The sequence below is a fragment of the Haloarchaeobius iranensis genome (genome assembly GCF_900103505.1).
Taxonomy (GTDB): Archaea; Halobacteriota; Halobacteria; order Halobacteriales; family Natrialbaceae; genus Haloarchaeobius; species Haloarchaeobius iranensis.
In genome coordinates this window covers 137614-157673 of sequence record NZ_FNIA01000004.1, presented here as the reverse complement: position 1 = coordinate 157673, position 20060 = coordinate 137614, and the positions used below count along the sequence as shown (strand labels likewise).

The following is a 20060-nucleotide window of genomic DNA, read 5'->3' as shown; positions in this document are numbered from 1 at the left end:
CCGCGGGCGTGACGGGGGTGTACGGGTGAGCACCCCGGCTCAGATGCTCGTGCGCATCGAGCGGTACGCCTGCTCCATGCCGTAGTCCCGGAAGAACTCGGTCGCGCTGTCGTTGTCGACGTGGACGGAGAGCGAGAAGAAGCCGCAGCCGCGCTCGCGGCCCCAGTCGACGAGCCGGTCGAGCAGGTCGGTCGCGACGCCCCCGCGGCGGTAGTCGGGTTTGACATATAGCCCGTCGCAGTAGACCACCGGCGGGCGGTCGTAGATGGGTGGCGTCGGCGACACTGCCCCGGAGACGCTGCCGACCAGCTCGCCGTCGTCGGCGACGGCGACGAGGATGGTCCGGTCGTCGTCGTCCAGCCAGCTGTCGAGGCTGGGTGTGGCCCGTGCCTGGTCGGTCAGGTTGCAGTACTCCGGTTCGCGCTTCTCGGCGTCGAGGTAGCCCGGGCGGAGGAGTTCGGTGCCGATGCGGTCGTGTTCGTCGGGTCGTGGGTCGCGTATCTCCATGGGTGGCTGTCACTTCGCGGGCGGTCGAGCACGATACTGGTCGTGAACGGGCATGCCACGGCCGGGCCACCCGTCCGGCATCAGTCGCGGGTCACGACTGGCCCTGCTCGGGCCGTCCACTTCGGCGTTTCGCCGGTCCGCGAACGTATCACACGAGACGGATACGGCATGGCGAGCCGGTTCCTCGACCCTGAAAAGGCTCCGTGGCCTAGCGGGGCTGGAATGAGTTCTGCACTGTTCGTCGTCAGTCAGGAAGGATACTGGGCAGAGGAGTGCATCGAGCCGCTGACCACGCTGACCGCGGCCGAGGTCGACGTGACCGTGGCCACACCCGACGGCGACCCGCCGGTCGTCGACGAGCGCTCGCTCGACCCGGAGGAGGTCGGCGAGACGTACGCGCAGGAGGCCCGGGAGATACACGAGACGGACGAGCGACTCAACGACCCGGAGCCACTCGCGACGGTCGAGGCCGAGGACTACGACGCGGTCGTGTTCCCCGGCGGCCACGGCACGGTCTGGGACGTGAACCAGGACCACCACGCCCGCGACCTCCTGCGTGACGCGGTCGCCGGCGACGAGGGCAAGGCGCTCGTCGTCTGCCACGCGGTCGGCATCCTCGCGTTCACGCGCGACGCGGACGGTGGGTTCCTCGTCGACGGCCGCTCCGTCACCGGCTTCCCGAACGCCTGGGAGGCCGACATCGTCGACGAGCACGACATCATGCCTGACGGACGGAAACTCCCCTACTGGGTCGAGGACGAGGTCGTCGCCGCCGGGGCGGACTGGGACGCGGAGCTCGATTCGGACACGTCGGTGACTGTCGACGGCGACCTCATCACCGGTCGTGGCCCGCCGTCCTCGTCGGCCGCCGCCGCGACGCTGCTCGCCGAACTCGGTGTCGAGACCCCCGTCTGAGTCGGTTCGGACCGTCGCGTCGACCCGCAGCGAATCAGTCCCTTTTTATCGCCGCCACGGATAGCTCGGGGCATGAGCTTCGAGGAAGACGACACCGTCGTCCTGCACGACAAGCACAGCGAGTTCGACGGCGAGACAGGCACCATCACGCAGGTCATGGACACGATGTTCGGCGACGCCACCTACACCGTCTCCTTCGAGGACGGCCAGGAGCAGGGCATCCCCGAGGACCAGCTCGAGGCCGCCGAGGCCGACGACGAAGACGACGAGGAGTAACGCGGCTACCCCCTCCACCATGGCTTCGGTCCCGTTCCACTACGTCGACCTCCGTGCGTTCTGCTACGCGACGGAGGACGAGAAGCGCGTCGAGGCCGCCCTCCGTCACTACCTCCCCGAGGAGTTCGAGCTGGAGCGGGCCGAGAGCGAGGGCCACCACGGCGACCGCATCGTCGTGCTCTCCGCTCGCGTCGAGAACGCCGACGACGTGCGCCACGTCCTCTCGAAACTGGCCGAGGCGCCCGAGGTGGACCGGCTGGTCGACGAGCTCGACGACCGCGTCACCGAGAACTGCGAGTTCTTCGTCCACCTCGACAAGCAGGCCGCCTTCTCCGGCGAGACTGTCCTCGGTGACGGCATCACGTTCCGCGCGAAGGTCGAGGCGTACCCGGCGAAGCGCGAGAAGGCGGTCGTGAACGCCGAGGAGACGTTGGAGCTGCTGGCCGACGACGGCGACGAGTAACGCGGCGGTCGCCGACGCCGCTTCTGCCGACTGGAACCGCTCGACTGTCCGGAGAGCGACGGTTCTCGGAAAAGCGCACACTGAGTGGAACCCCTCACCCGTGGTCTCGACACGGAACCGGAACCCTAAGGGAATCCCCCGAGAGACGACGAGCCATGTACGAGGCCGTCCACGCACACCCGGACGGCGACGCGACCGTCGCCCGCTACGCCCGCACGGCCGCGAGCTACGGCTTCGACGGGGTCGTGGTGCGCAACCACGGTGACGCCCGCACCGAGTACGACGCCGGGCGCATCCGCGAGGAGACGGGCATCGACGTGGTGCGGGGGATGGAGATCCGCGCCGAGGACCCCTCGCAGGCGAGCGGCTACGTCGGGAACTACCGGGGCGACCACACCCTGTTGCTGGTCCACGGCGGGACGAACGCGATGAACCGGTTCGCGGTCGAGCAGGACCGTGTCGACGTACTCGCCCACCCGATGCGCGACGATGGCGACGTGAACCACGTCCTGGCGAAGGCCGCCGTCGAGAACGGCGTGCGGCTCGAGTTCGACCTGAGCCGGGTCTGCCGGCTCTCGGGCGGCGGGCGGGTGCAGGCACTCCGTGGCCTGACGAAGCTCGCCGAGCTGGTCGACCAGTTCGACGTGCCGTACGTCGTGAGCGTCGACCCGACGAGCCACCTCCACCTGCGGGCCCCGCGCGAACTCGCCGCGGTCGGCGAGACCATCGGGCTCGGCGCGAAGCGCATCCGCGAGGGGCTGGCCGAGTGGGGTCGGCTCGCCGACCGGAACCGGGAGCGCCAGTCCGAGTCCTTCATTGAGCCCGGCGTGCGTAGAGGGCGGTATGAAGAAGTCGATCGATGAACACGCGGCCCGGTTCGACGAGGTCGCCGCCGAGTACGACGACGAGCACAACCAGACCGACGAGTACCGCGCCTGCGTCTCGCTGGTGCTGGACCACGCCCGCGACGCCCTCTCGGGCACCGAGACGGTCCTCGACGTGGGCTGTGGCACCGGCGCAATCGGGCTCTCCCTCGCCGAGGACGCCGGGAGTGTCGTCTTCCGGGACATCAGCGAGGGGATGCTCGACGAGGCGCGCCGGAAGGCCGACGAGGCCGGCCTGGAGAACGTCGCGTTCGGCGAGGGGACGTTCCGCGAGCCCACCTACGACGACGAGGTCGACGTCGTCGTCTCGAACTTCGCGATGCACCACCTCTCCGACGAGGAGAAGCGCGAGGCCATCGACGTGCTCGGCTCGCTCGGCCCGGACCGCATCGTCCTCGGCGACGTGATGTTCTTCGGCGAGCCCGACCCGGCGGAGCCGTTCTACTCGCCCGAGGTCGACGACCCCTCCACGGTCGGTCACCTGGCGGACTGCTTCACCGACGCGGGCTACGCGCTCATCGCGGTCGAGCCGGTCCACGACCAGGTCGGCGTCCTCGTCGGCGAGCGGGTCTGAGCCGGACCGCCGACTTCGGGGGATTCAAACCGACGCCGGCCCAACACGCTCCCAGTGAAACATCTGCCCAAACACCTCCGACCGCGCTATCGCTACCTCGCGGTCGAGCTGGCGTCGACGCCCGACGCCTCGCTCTCGCGGCGGTCGTTCCAGCGCGAGCTCTGGTACGCGGCGGGGAATCTGCTGGGCGACCCCGGCAGCGCCGACGCCGACTGCACGGTCGTCCGGTTCGAGTTCTCGGACGGGGCGGGCGAGGCCATCGTCCGCGCACGGCACGGGCACGCGGACGCCGCCCGGGCCGCGCTGGCCTGCGTGGCGAGCGTCGACGGCCACGACCTCGGCGTCGTCGTCCGCGGGATTTCGGGGACGATACGGGCCTGTGAAGAAAAGTATTTAGGACGGCCGAGGCAACCCTCGGCCCAGAGAACCGTCGCGTTCGAGGGCGGCGAGGTACCGGCAGTCGAGCGAAACGGCGTTCTCGACGTGCGGGTCGACGACCGGTACGTCGGCGCGACGAACACGGATTTCGAGTGACACACAATGCAGGGACAACAACAGCAGGCGTACGACCGGGGCATCACCATCTTCTCCCCGGACGGGCGCCTCTACCAGGTCGAGTACGCCCGCGAAGCGGTCAAGCGCGGGACGGCGAGCATCGGCGTCCGAACAGCGGAGGGGGTCGTCCTCGCGGTCGACAAGCGCATCCGCTCCCCGCTGATGGAGCGCACCAGCGTCGAGAAGATTCACAAGGCCGACGACCACATCGGCATCGCCAGTGCGGGCCACGTCGCCGACGCGCGCAAGCTCATCGACTTCGCCCGCCGTGACGCACAGGTCAACCAGCTCCGCTACGGCGAACCCATCGGCGTCGAGACGCTGACGAAGGATGTCACCGACCACATCCAGCAGTACACGCAGGTCGGCGGCGCGCGGCCGTTCGGCGTCGCGCTCATCGTCGGCGGCATCGAGGACGGCGAGCCCCGCCTCTTCGAGACCGACCCGTCGGGGACGCCCTACGAGTGGAAGGCGCTCGCGGTCGGCGCGGACCGCGGCGAGATACAGGAGTACCTCGAGACGAACTACGACGAGACGGCGGACCTCGAGGGCGGCATCGAGCTGGCCCTCTCAGCGCTCGCGACGGCCAACGAAGACGGCCTGCGTCCGGAGGGCGTCGGAATGGCGACCGTCGACGCCGAGTCGGAGCAGTTCGTGCAGCTGACCGACGACGAGGTCGGGGAGTACCTCGAGTCCTTCGACCTGCTGGCGGCCGATGAAGACGACACCGCCGACGAGGACGACGCCGCGGACGAGGACTCCGAGGAGTAACCCTCGTCACGGGAAACAGCTTTTTAACCACCCCGCGTAAGGTTCGGGTATGATTTCGCTCGACGAAGCGGTGACCGCGCGACTGGAGAGCCACGGTGCGCGGTTCGAGGTTCTCGTCGACCCGGACGCCGCCCTGGAGATAAAACGAGACGAGTTCGAGGGCGACCTCGAGGACGTCATCGCGGCCGAGGACGTGTTCGAGGACGCTTCGCGCGGCGACCGCCCCGCCGAGGACGACCTCGAGACGGTGTTCGAGACCACAGACCCGATGGAGATCATCCCGATGGTCATCCAGCGGGGGGAGATACAGATCACGGCCGACCAGCGCCGCGAGATGCAGGAACAGAAGCGCAAGCAGCTGGTGAACAAGATCGCACGGAACGCGGTCAACCCGCAGATGGACGACGCGCCCCACCCGCCGGAGCGCATCGAGTCCGCGCTGGAGCAGGCCGGGTTCACGGTCGAGCCGATGGAGCCCGTCGAGAGCCAGGTGGACGAGGCGCTCGACGCGCTCCGGCCGGTCATCCCCATCCGGTTCGACGAGGTGACCGTCGCGGTCCACGTCCCCGCCGACTACGCCGGCAGCACGCAGGCGCAGGTCCGGGGCTACGGCGAACTCGAACGGGAGGAGTGGCAGAACGACGGCTCGTGGATCGGCGTCGTGCGCTTCCCGGCGGGGATGCAGAACGACTTCTACGACATGGTCAACGACCGGACCAGCGGCACCGCCGAGACCCAGATCGTCAAGGACGAGGACGAGCTGAGCACGCGGTAAGGGCCCTCCGGTCCTTCGGAGTTAGTCTTCGACCGCCAGCAGCAGCTCCACGACGTACCCCTCGTAACGGACGGAGGAGGTCTCCAGCGCTTCCAGACGCCCCTCGGCGGTCGCCAACTCCGATGCGTTCAGGAACACCGCGACGGTGCCGCCGCCACTCACCCGTTCGTGCTCTGCGACTGCGGCCCGAACGGCTGCCGCGACGTGCGAGTCTTCGGGGATGCTTGACGAGGTGAGGCTGACGACGGTCGAATCCTCGGAGACGACGCTGCCCTGGACGTGTCCCGACGGTCGTGGCTCTACCGGTTCGACGAGACCGGAACAGCCCGCGAGGACGAGCGAGAGGACGAGACAGGCGGCGATTGCGGCCCGGTACATAGCACGACTGGTGATACCCGACGGTGTTGTGAGTGCTTTCTCCCCCGATGACAGCGACGGGACCGGAGGACTACTCCAGTTCCTTCCGGTAGATCCGCTGGACGAACGGCTCCGCGAACGCCGACACTTCAACGGATCCACACTCCGAACAGTCGTTGTCCTCGTAGAACCGCTTCGCACCCGGTTGTCGGTCGGTCACGTCCAGCACGAGCGTCCGGTATCCCGATTCGCGCGCCCGGCGCTCCAGTTCGTCGAGGACCTGCTGTCCGTAGCCGCGGCGCTGGTGGGCGGGGTCGACGCGCATCCGCTTGAGTTCGGCAGTATCGTCGGGCAGGTCCCCGAGGACGTGCTGGATACGCTCACCCGGCGGTCGAAACGCGCCCATGGCGACAGTGCGGTCGGCGACGGTGCCGACCCCCCCGCCAGAATCGAGGTAACTGGCTTCGACGTCGAGCAGGTCGACATCCACGTCGGTGTCGGCGAAGAACGCGCCAACGTCGCGGAGGGCCTCGACGTGGAGGCTCCGGACGCGCTCGGCGTCGGCAGGGCGGTAGCGACGAATGGAGAGCGGACTGGGCACGCGTCGAGGCCAACGCCGAGAAGAATCAAACCGCGAGAAATCGGAGAGTGCCGCCATCGATTATCCCTTCCGGAAGCCGACCATGAAGCCGCCGGTGAAGCCCGCGCCGATGGACAGCGTGGAGAGGATGGGCTCGACCCAGCCCGCGTCGACATCCTGTGCACCCTCGGCCGCGCCGAGGATGCCGCCGCTGAGTTCGTCCCACTTGACGGTGATGTAGCCCTTCGATTCGAGGAACTTGAACAGGGCGAGTTCGAGACCCACGAGGATGGCGATGATCTTGGCGACCTTCTTGGCCGCGAACCCGATGAGACCGCCGATGACGGCCCCAGTCCCGAGCTCCAGCCCGAGTTGCTGGGGGTCGATGGCGAGCTGTAGGGATAGCATATCCTGATACGGACGCGACTGCTGAATAAGTCTTTTGGGGCCAGTACGTAGCACACTCCCCGAGGGCGGCAGGATTCGAGCGTCGTTGAAGCGACCGACGGGAATCGCTAGACGGCCGCTGGAACGACCGTGTACCGTGACCCTCGCGGGGAGAGATTGAAGAGGGGTGAGCGGTTACAGTCGGTATGGAACGTGTACGCAGCATCGAGGTGGCGGACCGCCGAGCCTAGCGTCGAGGGCCCGGTGGCGGTCGCGCCGTCGGGTGGGACACAGTATCGACCGGCCAGCGGTGCGGCCGAGGTGGCTCGATGAGAGCCATCATCGCGAAACGCGTCGACAACGGCGTCGCCGACACGGAGGAGATACGCCAGCTCGCCGCGGCCGCGGGCTACGACGTGGTCTCGGAGCTGACCCAGTCGCGCACCGCCGACCCGGCGCTCCAGCTGGGCGAGGGGAAGGCAGACGAGCTCGCGGCGCTCGCGGCCCGTGAGGACGCCGATACGGTCATCTTCGACAACCGGCTCGGCCCGTACCAGATGTACAACCTGGGCCAGAAGCTCCCCGACGACACCGAGCTGATGGACCGGTTCACGCTCATCCTGGAGATATTCGGCCAGCGGGCACAGACCCGCAAGGCACAGCTCCAGGTCGAGCTCGCGGAACTGCGGTACGAGCTCCCGCGCGCGGAGGCAAAGACCAGTCTCGCGAAGCGCGACGAGCATCCCGGCTTCATGGGGCTCGGTGAGTACGACGAGAGCCGCGAGCAGGACATCAAGGACCAGATCTCCCGCATCCGGGACGAGCTGGAGCGCATCGAGCAGACGGAGCAGGACCGACGCGAGCGCCGGCACGAGGCCGGCTTCGACCTCGTCGCGCTCGCTGGCTACACCAACGCCGGCAAGTCGACGCTGCTGCGCCGGCTGGCGAAGGACCTCGACGTCGACACGAACGAGGACCTCCATCCGGACCTCGACGCGACCGCCGAGTCCGAGGACCGGCTCTTCACGACCCTCGGGACGACGACCCGCCGCGCCGACATCGAGGACCGCGACGTGCTGCTGACGGACACGGTCGGGTTCATCTCCGACCTGCCACACTGGCTCGTCGAGTCGTTCAAGTCGACGCTGGACTCCGTCTACCGGGCCGACCTCGTGCTGCTGGTCGTTGACGTGAGCGAGCCGGTCGAGGAGATACGCGAGAAGCTCGTCACCTCGCACGACACGCTGTACGAGCGCAACGAGGCACCCATCGTCACCGTGCTGAACAAGATCGACGCGGTCGACGACGACGAACTCGCCGAGAAGCGCGAGGCGCTCTCCGCGCTCGCGCCGAACCCCGTCGCCGTCTCCGGCATGGAGGGGCTGAACGTCGACGAACTACGCGAGCGCATCGTCCACGAACTGCCCGACTGGGAGCACGAGCGGCTGGTGCTCCCGATGACCGACGACACGATGAGCCTCGTCTCGTGGATCCACGACAACGCGAACGTCGACGACGTGACCTACGGCGACGAGGACGTGATGGTCGACTTCGAGGCCCGGCCGGCGGTCGTCGAGCAGGCGCGCTCTCGGGCCGGCGACCTCTCGACGCCGCTGCAGTGACTCAGTTCTCCCGCCGTTGTTCGTCGAGCCCGTCCAGCGTCGCCGCCGCCTCGGAGACGACCGCGGTGACGACCTCGCCGGCCGGCCGTACCTCGTCGGCGAGCCCCGCGGACTGCCCCGCGAACAGCGCCATGTCGTCGACGTCGCCGGACACCTCGGGCGTCGCGAGCGCCTCGTCGTAGCGCTCGATCGGCTCGCCGTCGCCGGCCCGCGCCACGGTGTCGGTCTCGCCGGGTCGGTCGCCGGGGGCGGGTTCGCCGGCCGCTCGCCAGCGGCGCACGGTCTCGTTCTGGACGACCCGGTGGGGCATCCCGGGCCAGCCCTTGTCGAACAGCTCGGTGTAGGCGGTCGCCGACTCGCTCGCGGCGAGCAGCCGCTCCCGGTACACCCGGTGGACGCGCGCCTCCGCCGTCGCGAGGAACCGGGTGCCGAGCCAGGCGGCGTCGGCTCCGAGCGCGAGCGCCGCGGCCAGCCCCCGCCCGTCGGCGATGCCCCCCGCTGCGACGACCGGCACGTCGACGGCGTCGGCGACGCGCGGGACGAGGGGCATCGTCGCCACCTCGCCCTGGACGTGGCCGCCGGCCTCCCAGCCCTGGGTGACGACGCAGTCGACGCCCGCGGACTCGGCCTCGCGAGCGGAGTCGGCGTCGGTGACGGTCTGGAGCACGGTGGCACCGGCGTCGTGACAGCGAGAGACGTGGGGGGCGGCCTCGCCGAAGGAGAACGAGACGACCTCGGCACCGGCGTCGAGCACCGCCTCGACGTGCTCGCCGGGGTCCAGCACGCCGGTCTCGCCGTCGAGGACGAGGTTCACCGCGAACGTCCCGTCGGTCGCGGCGGCGGTCTCCTCGACGACGCGTCGGGTCCCCTCGCGGTCCCGCCACGTCACGGCGAGGTGGCCCAGGCCGCCGGCGTCGGCGACCGCGGCGGCCAGCTCGGGGCAGGTCGCGCTCCCGATGGGTGCCTGGACGACGGGGTGGTCGATACCGAGCAGGTCGGTCGCGGGGGTGTCGAACCCCGTCATGGCGCTGCCTTCGTCTTCTCGACGACTCGCACGTCCGCGATTCTCGTCTCGGGGTACTCGCCGTCGGCGTCCTTCTCGGCGGCCTTCACCATGTCCCAGACGACGTTCAGCCCCGTCGTCACGCCCTCCAGGGCCTCCATCTCGCAGCCGGTCTTCCCGGTCGTCTCGACGGCGACGGTCAGCGTGACGGTGTCGGCCGCCACGTCGAACGCGGTGTCGACGTTCGTCACCGGGATCTGGTGGCACATCGGGATGGTCTCCCAGGTGTGCTTGACCGCCTGGATGGCCCCGATTCGCGCGGTCGCGAGCACCTCGCCCTTCTCGACCTCGTCCGCGCGGACGGCGTCGACGGTCGACTCGCGGAGGTGGATGGTCCCCTCGGCAACCGCCCGTCGCCGGGAGTCCGGCTTCGCACCCACGTCGACCATCTGTGCGTCGCCGTCGTCGTCGACGTGGGTGAGGTCGCCGGCGTCGCCCGTCGTTTTGTCCTCCTCAGACATCGCGCCCACCCCACATCGCGTGTGGAATCTCGGCGAGCAGGTCGCTGGCGAAGAGGCCGTAGCCCTGCTCGTCGACGACCGCGTCGCCGGCGAGGCCGTTGACGTACGCTGCCACCGAGCCGGCGGTGACGGGGTCGTGCGTGCTCGCGAGCGCGGCGCAGATGCCCGCGAGCACGTCGCCGGTCCCCCCGACGGTCATGCCGGGGTTGCCGGTGCGGTTGACGCGTGTCGTCTCGCCGTCGCTCACCACGTCGTAGGCACTCTTCACGAGGAGCGTCCCGCCGAGGTCCGCCGCGAAGTCGGCGACGAGGTCGGCCCGCGTCTCCCAGTCGTCGTCGGTCTGGCCGCCCATGGCGACGAGTTCGCCCTGGTGGGGGGTACAGAGCAGGTCCGCGTCGGTGTCGACGTCGGGGACCGCCCGGAGCGCGTCCGCGTCGACCACTGCCCGGCCGTCGTACTCGGCGAGGAACTCGCGGACGGCAGAGAGCGTCCCCTCGGCCCGGCCGAGCCCCGGCCCGACGAGCACGCAGTCGGCGTCGACGGCGGCGTCGAGCAGCTGGTCCACGTGGCTCGGGCGGAGCAGCTCCCCCCCGAAGCCGCGCACGATGAGCCCCTCCTCGTAGCCCTGGATGGTGTCGGCGACGCTCGCGGGGCAGGCGACGCGAACGAGGTCCGCACCGGCGCGCATCGCGGCCTGCGCCGAGAGCGCGGGTGCACCGGTGTACGGCCCGCCGCCGACGACGAGCACCTCGCCGAAATCGCCCTTGTGGGCCATCGGGTCCCGGGAGAGCACGCGCAGGTCGCCGGGGCCGACGAACGTCTCGGCGGCCTCGGGGATGCCGATGTCGGCGACGGTGACGGCGGCGTCCACGTCCCCGAGCCCGGGCTTCGCGTCGTGGAACGTGACGACGTGGTCCGCCTCGACCGCCACGCCCGCGGCCTCGCCGGTGTCCGCGTCGACCCCGGAGGGCACGTCGACGGCGACGACCGTCGCGTCGGCGTCGTTGATGGCCCGGGCGGCGGTCGCCTCGGGCTCGCGGAGCGCCCCCGTCACGCCGGTGCCAAGCATCGCGTCCACGACCACGTCGGCGTCGGGGAGCGAGAGGGCCGTCGAGTCCCGCACCTCGCGGGTGTCGTACTCGGCCTGCTGGAGCGCGTCCCAGTTCTCGCGGGCGATGTCCGTCGAGATGGCGTCGGCGCGCCCGAGCAACAGCGTCGTCACCTCGAACTCGTCGAGGAAGCGGGCCGCGACGAACGCGTCGCCGCCGTTGTTCCCACGGCCGGCGACGACGGCGATGCGGTCACCGGGCCGTGCGACATCGCGGACGAAGCGCGCGACGGCGTTGCCGCTCGACTCCATGAGCTGCTTGCGCGGGGCTCCGAGGGCCGCGGCGTTCTCGTCGACCTGGGCCATGCGGTCGCTCGTAATCATGGCGGTTGGTTCGAACGGGGGCGTGGTAAATCCGCGCCCTCCCGCGGCGCGCCGACGCCAGCCTGCGGGCGACGGCCCGGCTGTCAGCGCCGTATGTGGAAGCCCTCCTCACCCTGTGGCGCCTCGTACTCGGCCGCAACGTCTTCGACGTCCGCGGCGGGCGAGCCCTCGTGACACCACTCCACCATCGCCGCCACGGCGTCCTCCGGTCCCTCGAACACGGCCTCGACGCGGCCGTCGTCGAGGTTCCGAACCCAGCCGTCGACGCCGTACTCGCCGGCGGTGTCGCGGGTGTTCGCACGGTAGTAGACGCCCTGGACGCGACCGGTGACGAAGACGTGTGCACGGGTTCGTCGCTCGCTCATACGTTGGACGACGGCGTCGGTCGAGAAAAGGCTGGGTGTCGGCGTTGCGGCCGGCTCACTCCCGGGTCCGCAGCAGGTGGAACACGTAGGTCTGCACGTAGCCGGCGTATCGACCGCCGAAGCGCTCGCGGAGCGCCCGGGACGTCTCCGCGTAGTTGCCACGGTCGCAGTCGGGGTAGTAGTCCGACACGACGGTACGCATCCACGTATCGAGTGGGATGGCCTCGTCGTAGCCGAGCGAGAACAGGAGGATGCAATCGGCGACCTTCTCGCCCACCCCGACGAACCGGGTGAGGTACTCGCGGGCGTCCTCGTACGCCAGGCCGGCCGCCGCCGCGGGGTGGGCCTCGTCCGTGGCGACCATCTCGGCAGTCCGTTGCACGTAGGGCGCACGGTAGCCGAGCCCGAGGTCGCGCAGCTCGTCCTCCGTCGTCGCCGCGAGCCGGTCGGGCGTGGGGAAGGCGTGGTAGGTGCGCCCGTCGAGTGTCACCGGCTCGCCGTACTCGCGAGCGAGGGTCGACACCATCTCGTGGATGCGTTCGACGCGCATCTGTGCCGAGCAGATGAACGAGACGGTACAGCCGAAGGGCGGGTCGCGCACGAGCCGGAGGCCGCGGTAGGCGTCGTACGCCTCGTCTATCAGCGACTCGTCGGGCGCATCCGCGACGATGGCGTCGAGGTCGTCGTCGAGCCGGAGGAGGTGGACGAGCGCGTCGTGGGCCTCGCACGTCGCCTCCCACTCGAGGCTGTCCGCCGCGACGCGGAACCGGATGGCGTGTGGCCCACCGTCGGGAAGCGGGACGGTCGCGGCGTCTCGTCGGTCGAGGTCGAGCGCGATGTAGTACCACGGCGAGCCGTCCTCGTCGCCCTCGTACATCCGTCCGTCCTCGCGCCGCCAGAGGTAGGACTGGCCACTCTCCAGCGTCGCGTGCGCGTCGAAGCCGCCGGGTAGCGACGACAGCGGGATAGACCCTGTCTCCATCGACCGACCGTCCGGGCCGCGTCGGTTTGGGGGTTACGGAGCCGGGTCGTCGTCCCGGTCGGTCCTGACGCCGTCGGCCGGTGGGGTGAACGAACGCCAACCTTGATACTGTTCGGCGGGCAACCCTACTACTGCATGAACTGCAGAGTTGTCGTCGAAGCTGCAGTGCCGGTTTACGACGTAGCGACACCGGACGAAGCCGTTCGCATCGCCATCTCGAAAACTGGCGAGATGCTGAATCCGGACCTCAACTACGTCGAGATCAACATGGGCAGCCGGACGTCGCCGTCCGGCGAGGAGCTCCCGCCCGCGTTCATCGCAGCGGACGAGGCGTTGGTCGCCCTCGAACTGGAGATGACGGTGTTCAACGTCGAACGCGAGGAACACGCGTCCCGTATCGCTCGCAAGGAGATCGGGATGCGGCTGGAGAACATCCCGCTGGAGGTCCTCGAAGTCGAAGTCATCGAGAACGACGACGAGGAGACCGAAGCGGAGGAGGAGGAAGCACAGACTGCAGACGACGACGCTCACGAGGCCGAGGACGGCGACGACGAGGTCCTGCCGGAGTTCGAGGACCTGATCGAGTAACGAATCGCGGGCTTCGAGCGAGACGAAGCCGTCGCTGTCGGGTTCTGGTTCAGTGTAGGACGAGTTCTCCCGTTTAGTCTGCGGAGACGGCGACCGTCTCTTCGGACTCCTCGGAACTCATGTCGGAGGTGATGCCGTTCGCGAGTGCAAAAACAGCTGCCTTGTGGTCAGTCTTCGATTTGTGGATGCTCGTTGGTCGAATACCGAGGGACTCGTACTCGTCTAGGTTGAGGTCGCCGTCGGCCGTTGTCTCGTAGTGTGTGGATACTTCCGCAAGCAGTCCGTGAAGGTGGATGAGCTCCTGCTTCTTCATAGCAAACCGTTCTACCGGCTGGAGGGTTATATTATTATCCTGAGTCGCGTTAACACACAGTCGCTCCAGTCACCCCGCAGACACCCGCTCACGGCCGCCTCGGGGGTCGCCGCCGGCTGTCTGTAGACGCGTCTTACTGCTTGCGGTTTCGCCTGGCGGGAACGTTTAATGCCGTTCGGGAACTGCGGCTAGTATGGGTCTTATGGAGCTTATCGACCGCGTCGAGGAGGATTCACGGACCTTGACGGTCGTCGATAGGCAGACATCGGACGTCGTCCAGGGGATGCTGGACGACCTGTTCGACGAGCAACCGGTCACCATCGTCGAGGAAGGGAGCGACGGCGCCGTCCCCAGCGACACCGTCGTCGTCTCGCGGACCGACGGCACGACGTTCAGCTCCTCGCTGGAGTCGTTGCAGAACGCCATCCTGTTCGTCAACTCGGACACCTACATCTCCGGCGCCCGCGACCTGGACGCTGTCGACACCCCGGAAGCAATCCTCGGACTCGCGGACACCGTCTTCACCGTCGAGGGCTATCCCGACACCCGCAAACAGAAGTTCCTCCTCATCGAGCTCTCCCGGTACATCGAGGCACGGGCCTGGGAACACGGGGTCGGGGAGATACACTCGAGCTTCCAGTACCTCTCGCGACTGCGGGACGAACGTGGCACCCAGGAGGTCTACCGCTCGCTCGGGGAGACCGGTGTCGACGTGAACATCTACGGCATCGCGGACGCGCCCGTCCCCGGCGACATCGACGCGACGAGCTACACGGACGCCCCCGTCGAGGAGCTCCGTCGTGCGTGGTTCGTCGTCTACGTCCACCCGACCGACCCGACGGAGTCGGCGGCACTCGTCTGCCACCAGCTCCCCGGCGAGGACGGTCGACTGGGGCCCTGGAAGGGGTTCTGGACGTTCGACCCCGACCGTATCGCTGACGTTCAGGCGTACGTCACTGGCGGGTTCCAGTGACAGACGACGCATCTGGGGCGGGACATCCGTTGTTCGCGGCCATCTACGACCCCGTCGTCGCGCCGTTCGAGCGCCGTATCGAGCGCCATCGACGGTGGCTGGCGGCCGACATCGACGGCACGGTGCTGGACATCGGTGTCGGCACCGGTGCGATGTTCCCGGACCTCGCCGACAGCGACGCCGTCGAGGTCATCGGGGTCGAGCCGGACCCGCACATGCGAACGCGGGCGGTCGAGCGCGCCCGCCGGTGCGGCCTCTCGGCCACCATCCATCCGACCGGCGCGGAGTCGCTCCCCCTCGCCGACGACAGCGTCGACGTCGTCGTCGCCGCTCTCGTGTTCTGCACCATCCCGGCGTTCGACGCGGCGCTCGACGAGGTGGCACGCGTCCTGAAACCCGGTGGCGAGTTCCGGTTCCTCGAACACGTGCGCGCCGACGGCTTGCAGGCCCGACTCCAGACGACGGTCCAGCCCGTCTGGGGGCACCTCGCGGCGGGCTGCCAGCTCGACCGGGCGACGGACGAGCGGTTCCTGGCGGACGAACGCTTCGAGACGGTCGCGTTCGAGCGTATCGGCGCCGGCGTTCCGCCGGTCGCGCCAATCGTCCGGGGACGACTCGTCCGCCGTGACGAGGCCGGGGCCGACGACGGCCCGGACGGCGGACACCGTGGCCGGATCCGGAGCCTGTTCGAGCGCCGACCGGCGCTGCCGCTGTCGGTCGTCGCGTCGAAAGAATGAATCGGGGTGCCGTGAATCCGTGGTCCCTGTTCCCTCGTGTGCTGCCCGTCGGTGGCGGGACCTATCGGTCGGTTAGGAAGACGCTTCCGCCGTCTCCATCTGGTCGACGTACTCCGCTTCCCACTCCTGTCTGGCGTCGATCTCGCGGCGACCGCGCCGGGTCAGTGTGTAGAAGTTCGTCCGCCGGTCCAGCTCGCCCTTCTCGACGAGGCCCTTGTCGACGAGCGTGTCGAGGTTCGGGTAGAGTCGACCGTGGTGAATCTCGGATTCGTAGTAGTCTTCGAGCTCATCCTTGATCGCGAGTCCGTGGGGGTCGTCGAGCCCCGCAATTACGTACAACAGGTCCCGCTGGAACCCTGTGAGGTCGTACATAGTGGTACAAAAGTATCCCGAGAAAATGAGTGTTTTGTTTCCTGAATCGATTCGGCCGGTTCGGTTTCGGTGTCTTTCATGCCGAACGGATTCAGCCGAATCGGGTGTATCGACGGCAGGATACTTGCCAGCACCAGTAAGAAAGACAGAAGAAAGGTATCCCCTGAACGACGCTGGCGAAGGGGAATCAGTGACCCTGACTATCGGTGGCGCTCTCAAAAGGACACCGGTTCCCCGACGCCGGGTGCGTCGACCCAAGACAGTAACCCCCGCCATTTTTGCCGGATTGGACGGAAGCCGGCAACGAGATGAACTCGCTCGAAATCGCCATCCGGCTACTCGCTGGGGTCGCTCTCATCCTGGCAAACGGGTTCTTCGTCGCGATCGAGTTCGCACTGACGCGGGTCAGACAGTACTCGGAGTCGGAGTTCGACACACCGGCGCTCCGGCGTGCCTGGGAGATGACGGACGACCTCGAGATCTACCTGACGAGCTGTCAGGTCGGTATCACCGCCTCGAGCATCGCGGTCGGTATCGTCGCCGAACCCGCACTCGGGGCCATCTTCGAGCCGTACTTCCACAACACCGCGCTGGCCTCCCTCGGGGCGGGTGGGCTACTCGCCTTCCTCATCATCAACCTCGTCCACCTCACCCACGGGGAACAGACGCCGACGTACCTGGGCGTCGAGCGCACGAAGTTCGTCTGCAAGTGGGGGGCGCGACCGCTCTACTGGTTCGCCTGGGTCATCTCCCCCATCATCAGTATCGGTGACACCGTGGCGAAGGCGACGCTGAAGCTGTTCGGTGTCGAGATGACCGGCGCGTGGCTCGAGGCTGAGGAGGACGTCATCGAGAACCGTGCACAGCTGCGGAACCGGCTGAACTTCCTGCTCGAACAGGGAGACCTCTCCGAGGAGCGCCACGAGGAGGTCATCAACGCGCTGACCGTCGACGAGATCATGGTCGGCGACGTCATGGTCGACATCGACGACGCCGTCGTCCTCTCGACGGCGGACCCCATCGAGGAGAACCTCGAGAAGGTGTACGACTCGCCGCACACGCGCTACCCCCTCATCGGCAGCGACCTCGACGACTACCGCGGCGTCGTCTACGTGCCGTCGCTGCTCGAGCACGTCGACGAGATTCGTGCCGAGGAGTTGGACCTGGCGGACGTCGCCGCGCCGCCGATGACCGTCGCGGTGGACACGAGCGTCAGCGACGTCATCGACCAGTTCCAGGCCGAGGGGCAGGAGCTCGCGCTCGCCATGGCGGAGGGCGAGGTCCGGGGGCTCCTCACCGCGACGGACGCGCTGGAGACGGTCATGGGTGACATCGAGGACCCCCTCGACCGCGACGCGATGCGGTGACCGGCCCTCGAAAGCCCCAGACGGCATAGAGTATTTATTCTACACATAGTCTAACGAAGAAAAGGTTAAGATTCTCGGCGACACTGTACGAATCAATGACCGAACAGTCCGACGGTCTCGAACGTCGAGACGTCCTCCAGTCGATGGCGGTCGGGGCGAGCGCGCTCGCGGGTGCGGCCTCGCTGCCGGTCGCTGGCGCGTCGCAACCGGACTCCATGGAGAAGGCGACGGTGTCGTTCCTCGACCAGGACGACCTGCTGACGCAGTCGTTCCCTACCCTTCACAGGGCATCGGACCTGAACGCCGCGGGACAGGTCGACGTCGAACAGGGCGTCTTCGAGAACCTCGCCATCGCCCACGTCAACACCACGTTGCCCGACGAGGACGACGTCATCCGACCGAGCTGTGGCGAGAACGACGACCGGGTCGGCGTTCGGCACCGGTTCGTCGCCGTCGGCTTCTCGTACGGGCTCGCACGAATCCAGTGCTTCGACCCCGACCAGACGGAGGCCGGAGGGGCCGGTATCGCGAGACAGCTCTCGATGACCATCGACGCCGGCTCGAACAGCTGCGGCCGCATCGCGTTCACGCCGAACTACGCCTGGGACACCAGCGTCCCGCTCTCGCAGGTCTCCGACCCCGACGCCGAACTTCCCGAGACGTTCGAGGAACTGCAGTCCCAGGTCGCGGCCGAACTGCAGGACCAGGCCGACCCGGAGAAGCCGACCCCGCCGAGCGGATTCGGCCCGGCCATCGGGCTCGTGACCACCGCACTCGGATTCGCGAGTACGCCCATGCTCGCACTGGTCGGGGGAGTGCTGACACTGTACGGTGTTGCCAAGAACCTCACGGGGCTCATCGAGGCGTTCACCGCGGAGGGTTGCTACGAGTCCTACAGCGCCTACGGCGACGACGTGCTGGAACTACACCGCTGTAGCGGCGACCTCGGCGAGTTCAACGCTCACTTCGCGGACTTCACCGTCACCGTCCCCGAAGGTGAGTCCGGCTCCTTCACCCTCACCCAGGACACCGAATGGGGGTACCTGTCGGTCCCCGAGGACCGTGGCGGCGACCCCAACCAGTACGTGCCGTCGAGCAAGGAGCTGACGGTGAACATCCCGGCGAACCAGTCGGAGACGGACCCCGCGGATATCGACCTTCCGTCGTTGCCGGCCGACCAGCGCTACAACCCGCCGACAGCAAGCTCGTACGTGTCCTACGACGGAGGGGACGAGGCGCTCACTCTCGACGCGAGCTCGTCCTACTGCGGCGACTGCGGCAACGACATCGACCACTATCGGTGGCGGGTGGTCAACATGTCGAACGACACCGTCCAGCCACTGTACTACTTCGGCGAGACGGTCGAAACGACGATTCCGAACGAGGTCCCGGACTCCATCGAACACGAGTCCGCCTACGGGGAGGGATACTACCGGGTGTACCTCAGTGTCGTCGACGAACAGGGGCAGGCCGACGTGATCACAGACAGCTTCGAGGTTGGCGACCCCGCCGACGGCCCGACCGCGGAGATCGCCTACGACCCGGTCAACGTCGGCGAGGAGGCGTTCTTCTCCGCCAGGGACTCGTCGGACCCGCTCGGCGAGGGCCTCAGCTACCACTGGGACCTCGACCGCGAGATTCCGCGCCGGGACAACACCGACGTGAAGGAGACCGACGGGGACACGATGAGCCACACGTTCGAGTTCGACGAGACGTACACGCTCTCCCTGACCGTCGAGGACGACTGGGGCCGCACGGACACCGAGACCGCCACCCTCGACCTCACCGGGCCGAACGCGTTGCTCTCGGTCTCCGACGACGGTGCGGTCGGTATCCCACAGGAGTTCAGCGCCGAGCGCTCCAGCGACCCGAACGGTCAGGCGCTCACCTACACCTGGGAACTGGTCCGACGCACACCACAGGAGCCGGACATCCTCTGGGAGGAGACCGAGGAGCCGACGATCGAGTACACGTTCGACATCGAGGGCGCGTACCGCATGTACCTCACCGTCGAGAACGAGGACGGCGACACCGCGGAGACGAGCCGGACCCTGAGCGTCGAGGAGCGGACGGAGGCACTGCTGTCGGTCCCGAACGCGCGGTACACCGGACAGCCCAACGAGTTCGACGGTAGCGGCTCCGTCGACGCCGTCGGCGACGGCCTGAGCTACCACTGGGACCTCGACCGCGAGATTCCGCGTGCCGACAACACGGACATCCTCGAGGAGACGACGAGCGACCCGACGCTCTCGCACACGTTCGACATCGAGGCCACGTACCGCCTCTACCTGACCGTCGAGGACGCTGACGGCAACACGGGGACCGACATCGCCGAGTTCCAGGTCGAACCTGAACCCGACAGCGCAACCGAGTACGACGAACTTACAGACACCGTGCAGGCCGAGCTCGACGTCTCCGCGCCGACGCCGTCGGTCGGCGAGCGTGTCACGCTCGACGCGACCGGCTCGTACGCCACCGGACCCGACCGCTACATCCTCGGGTACGACTGGCAGGTACCCGGCACGGGCGAGTTCGTCGACGTCGGGCCGACGAGTACGGGGTCGCTCCGCGGCGCGCTCTCGGAGGGAGTCATCGAGCTCCCGGTCGGAGCCGGTAGCTTCGAGAGCCCCGGCGAGCGGACGGTCGGGGTCATCGCCTACGCGTGGAACGACGACGACGAGCTCGTCGAGGCGAACACGTCCGAGACGACGTTCGAAGTCACCGAGAACTGAGGGTTCCGA

General features: G+C 68.2%; 25 protein-coding genes. 14 read left to right on the top strand and 11 right to left on the bottom strand.

Going from position 1 to position 20060, the window contains the following annotated elements; genetic code table 11:
* Window positions 1-39: 39 nt before the first annotated feature.
* Entirely contained in the window at window positions 40-507 is a 468-nt protein-coding gene (locus BLT27_RS04920; protein WP_089731927.1) for a GNAT family N-acetyltransferase, read from the bottom strand.
* A 222-nt stretch (window positions 508-729) separates the two neighbouring features.
* On the opposite strand from BLT27_RS04920, the gene BLT27_RS04915 reads away from it, so the two are divergent.
* The 8 genes from BLT27_RS04915 (at window position 730) to BLT27_RS04880 (ending at window position 5720) form a co-directional block, all read left to right on the top strand.
* Entirely contained in the window at window positions 730-1422 is a 693-nt protein-coding gene (locus BLT27_RS04915; protein ID WP_089731926.1) for a type 1 glutamine amidotransferase domain-containing protein, read from the top strand.
* A gap of 72 nt (window positions 1423-1494) precedes the next feature.
* Window positions 1495-1698 carry a DUF1918 domain-containing protein gene (locus BLT27_RS04910; RefSeq protein WP_089731925.1) on the top strand — a complete coding sequence of 68 codons (204 nt, stop codon included), beginning with the start codon at window positions 1495-1497 and terminating at the stop codon, window positions 1696-1698.
* Window positions 1699-1717: 19 nt separating this feature from the next.
* On the top strand, window positions 1718-2161 hold the full coding sequence (locus tag BLT27_RS04905) for an RNA-binding protein (RefSeq protein ID WP_089731924.1): 444 nt from the start codon (window positions 1718-1720) through the stop codon (window positions 2159-2161).
* Window positions 2162-2316: 155 nt separating this feature from the next.
* Window positions 2317-3024 carry an RNase P subunit p30 family protein gene (locus BLT27_RS04900; RefSeq protein ID WP_089731923.1) on the top strand — a complete coding sequence of 236 codons (708 nt, stop codon included), beginning with the start codon at window positions 2317-2319 and terminating at the stop codon, window positions 3022-3024.
* Complete coding sequence (locus BLT27_RS04895; RefSeq protein WP_089731922.1) at window positions 3005-3619, top strand: class I SAM-dependent methyltransferase; 615 nt, start codon at window positions 3005-3007, stop codon at window positions 3617-3619. Before BLT27_RS04900 ends, BLT27_RS04895 begins: the two co-directional genes overlap by 20 nt.
* A 54-nt stretch (window positions 3620-3673) precedes the next feature.
* On the top strand, window positions 3674-4153 hold the full coding sequence (locus BLT27_RS04890; protein WP_089731921.1) for an Rpp14/Pop5 family protein: 480 nt from the start codon (window positions 3674-3676) through the stop codon (window positions 4151-4153).
* A 6-nt stretch (window positions 4154-4159) separates the two neighbouring features.
* Window positions 4160-4945 carry an archaeal proteasome endopeptidase complex subunit alpha gene (gene psmA / locus BLT27_RS04885; RefSeq protein ID WP_089731920.1) on the top strand — a complete coding sequence of 262 codons (786 nt, stop codon included), beginning with the start codon at window positions 4160-4162 and terminating at the stop codon, window positions 4943-4945.
* Between the two features lie 49 nt (window positions 4946-4994).
* Window positions 4995-5720, top strand: a complete 726-nt coding sequence (locus BLT27_RS04880) for a ribosome assembly factor SBDS (protein ID WP_089731919.1) — start codon at window positions 4995-4997, stop codon at window positions 5718-5720.
* Window positions 5721-5741: 21 nt separating this feature from the next.
* Here BLT27_RS04880 and BLT27_RS04875 read toward each other — a convergent pair whose 3' ends face one another.
* The 3 genes from BLT27_RS04875 to BLT27_RS04865 all read right to left on the bottom strand — a co-directional run bounded on the left by BLT27_RS04875 (window position 5742) and on the right by BLT27_RS04865 (window position 7065).
* Window positions 5742-6098, bottom strand: coding sequence for a hypothetical protein (locus tag BLT27_RS04875; RefSeq protein ID WP_089731918.1), 357 nt, complete (start codon window positions 6096-6098; stop codon window positions 5742-5744).
* Between the two features lie 70 nt (window positions 6099-6168).
* Window positions 6169-6678 (bottom strand): GNAT family N-acetyltransferase, encoded by a 510-nt coding sequence (locus BLT27_RS04870; RefSeq protein ID WP_089731917.1) that lies wholly within the window; start codon window positions 6676-6678, stop codon window positions 6169-6171.
* 60 nt (window positions 6679-6738) lie between these two features.
* Window positions 6739-7065 carry an FUN14 domain-containing protein gene (locus BLT27_RS04865; RefSeq protein WP_089731916.1) on the bottom strand — a complete coding sequence of 109 codons (327 nt, stop codon included), beginning with the start codon at window positions 7063-7065 and terminating at the stop codon, window positions 6739-6741.
* A gap of 308 nt (window positions 7066-7373) precedes the next feature.
* Between BLT27_RS04865 and hflX the strand changes: the two genes are divergently transcribed.
* Window positions 7374-8666: a GTPase HflX gene (gene hflX, locus BLT27_RS04860; RefSeq protein ID WP_089731915.1), complete on the top strand. Its 1293-nt coding sequence runs from the start codon at window positions 7374-7376 to the stop codon at window positions 8664-8666.
* 1 nt (window position 8667) lies between these two features.
* Here the strand turns inward: hflX and BLT27_RS04855 are convergent, their stop codons facing one another.
* The 5 genes from BLT27_RS04855 to BLT27_RS04835 all read right to left on the bottom strand — a co-directional run bounded on the left by BLT27_RS04855 (window position 8668) and on the right by BLT27_RS04835 (window position 12969).
* Entirely contained in the window at window positions 8668-9690 is a 1023-nt protein-coding gene (locus BLT27_RS04855; protein ID WP_089731914.1) for an NAD(P)H-dependent flavin oxidoreductase, read from the bottom strand.
* Window positions 9687-10190, bottom strand: a complete 504-nt coding sequence (moaC, locus tag BLT27_RS04850; protein WP_089731913.1) for a cyclic pyranopterin monophosphate synthase MoaC — start codon at window positions 10188-10190, stop codon at window positions 9687-9689. Before moaC ends, BLT27_RS04855 begins: the two co-directional genes overlap by 4 nt.
* Window positions 10183-11622, bottom strand: coding sequence for an NAD(P)H-hydrate dehydratase (locus BLT27_RS04845; protein ID WP_089731912.1), 1440 nt, complete (start codon window positions 11620-11622; stop codon window positions 10183-10185). Before BLT27_RS04845 ends, moaC begins: the two co-directional genes overlap by 8 nt.
* An 83-nt stretch (window positions 11623-11705) precedes the next feature.
* Complete coding sequence (locus BLT27_RS04840) at window positions 11706-11987, bottom strand: acylphosphatase (protein WP_089731911.1); 282 nt, start codon at window positions 11985-11987, stop codon at window positions 11706-11708.
* Window positions 11988-12042: 55 nt separating this feature from the next.
* A complete protein-coding gene (locus tag BLT27_RS04835; RefSeq protein WP_089731910.1) occupies window positions 12043-12969 on the bottom strand; it encodes a DNA-3-methyladenine glycosylase family protein in 927 nt (308 codons plus the stop codon).
* A gap of 135 nt (window positions 12970-13104) precedes the next feature.
* Between BLT27_RS04835 and BLT27_RS04830 the strand changes: the two genes are divergently transcribed.
* The gene (locus BLT27_RS04830) at window positions 13105-13557 is read left to right on the top strand and encodes a DUF555 domain-containing protein (protein WP_089731909.1); all 453 of its coding nucleotides are present in this window, start codon (window positions 13105-13107) and stop codon (window positions 13555-13557) included.
* Window positions 13558-13630: 73 nt separating this feature from the next.
* Here BLT27_RS04830 and BLT27_RS04825 read toward each other — a convergent pair whose 3' ends face one another.
* Window positions 13631-13870: a UPF0058 family protein gene (locus BLT27_RS04825; RefSeq protein WP_089731908.1), complete on the bottom strand. Its 240-nt coding sequence runs from the start codon at window positions 13868-13870 to the stop codon at window positions 13631-13633.
* Between the two features lie 193 nt (window positions 13871-14063).
* Between BLT27_RS04825 and BLT27_RS04820 the strand changes: the two genes are divergently transcribed.
* Both BLT27_RS04820 and BLT27_RS04815 read left to right on the top strand, forming a co-directional pair.
* Window positions 14064-14843 (top strand): DICT sensory domain-containing protein, encoded by a 780-nt coding sequence (locus BLT27_RS04820; protein WP_139172253.1) that lies wholly within the window; start codon window positions 14064-14066, stop codon window positions 14841-14843.
* Window positions 14840-15580: a class I SAM-dependent methyltransferase gene (locus tag BLT27_RS04815; protein ID WP_089731906.1), complete on the top strand. Its 741-nt coding sequence runs from the start codon at window positions 14840-14842 to the stop codon at window positions 15578-15580. Before BLT27_RS04820 ends, BLT27_RS04815 begins: the two co-directional genes overlap by 4 nt.
* A 72-nt stretch (window positions 15581-15652) precedes the next feature.
* Here the strand turns inward: BLT27_RS04815 and BLT27_RS04810 are convergent, their stop codons facing one another.
* Window positions 15653-15952, bottom strand: coding sequence for a PadR family transcriptional regulator (locus BLT27_RS04810; RefSeq protein ID WP_089731905.1), 300 nt, complete (start codon window positions 15950-15952; stop codon window positions 15653-15655).
* Between the two features lie 308 nt (window positions 15953-16260).
* On the opposite strand from BLT27_RS04810, the gene BLT27_RS04805 reads away from it, so the two are divergent.
* Together BLT27_RS04805 and BLT27_RS04800 are read left to right on the top strand one after the other, a co-directional pair.
* The gene (locus BLT27_RS04805; protein WP_089731904.1) at window positions 16261-17319 is read left to right on the top strand and encodes a CNNM domain-containing protein; all 1059 of its coding nucleotides are present in this window, start codon (window positions 16261-16263) and stop codon (window positions 17317-17319) included.
* 95 nt (window positions 17320-17414) lie between these two features.
* Entirely contained in the window at window positions 17415-20051 is a 2637-nt protein-coding gene (locus BLT27_RS04800; protein ID WP_089731903.1) for a PKD domain-containing protein, read from the top strand.
* Window positions 20052-20060 lie beyond the last annotated feature (9 nt).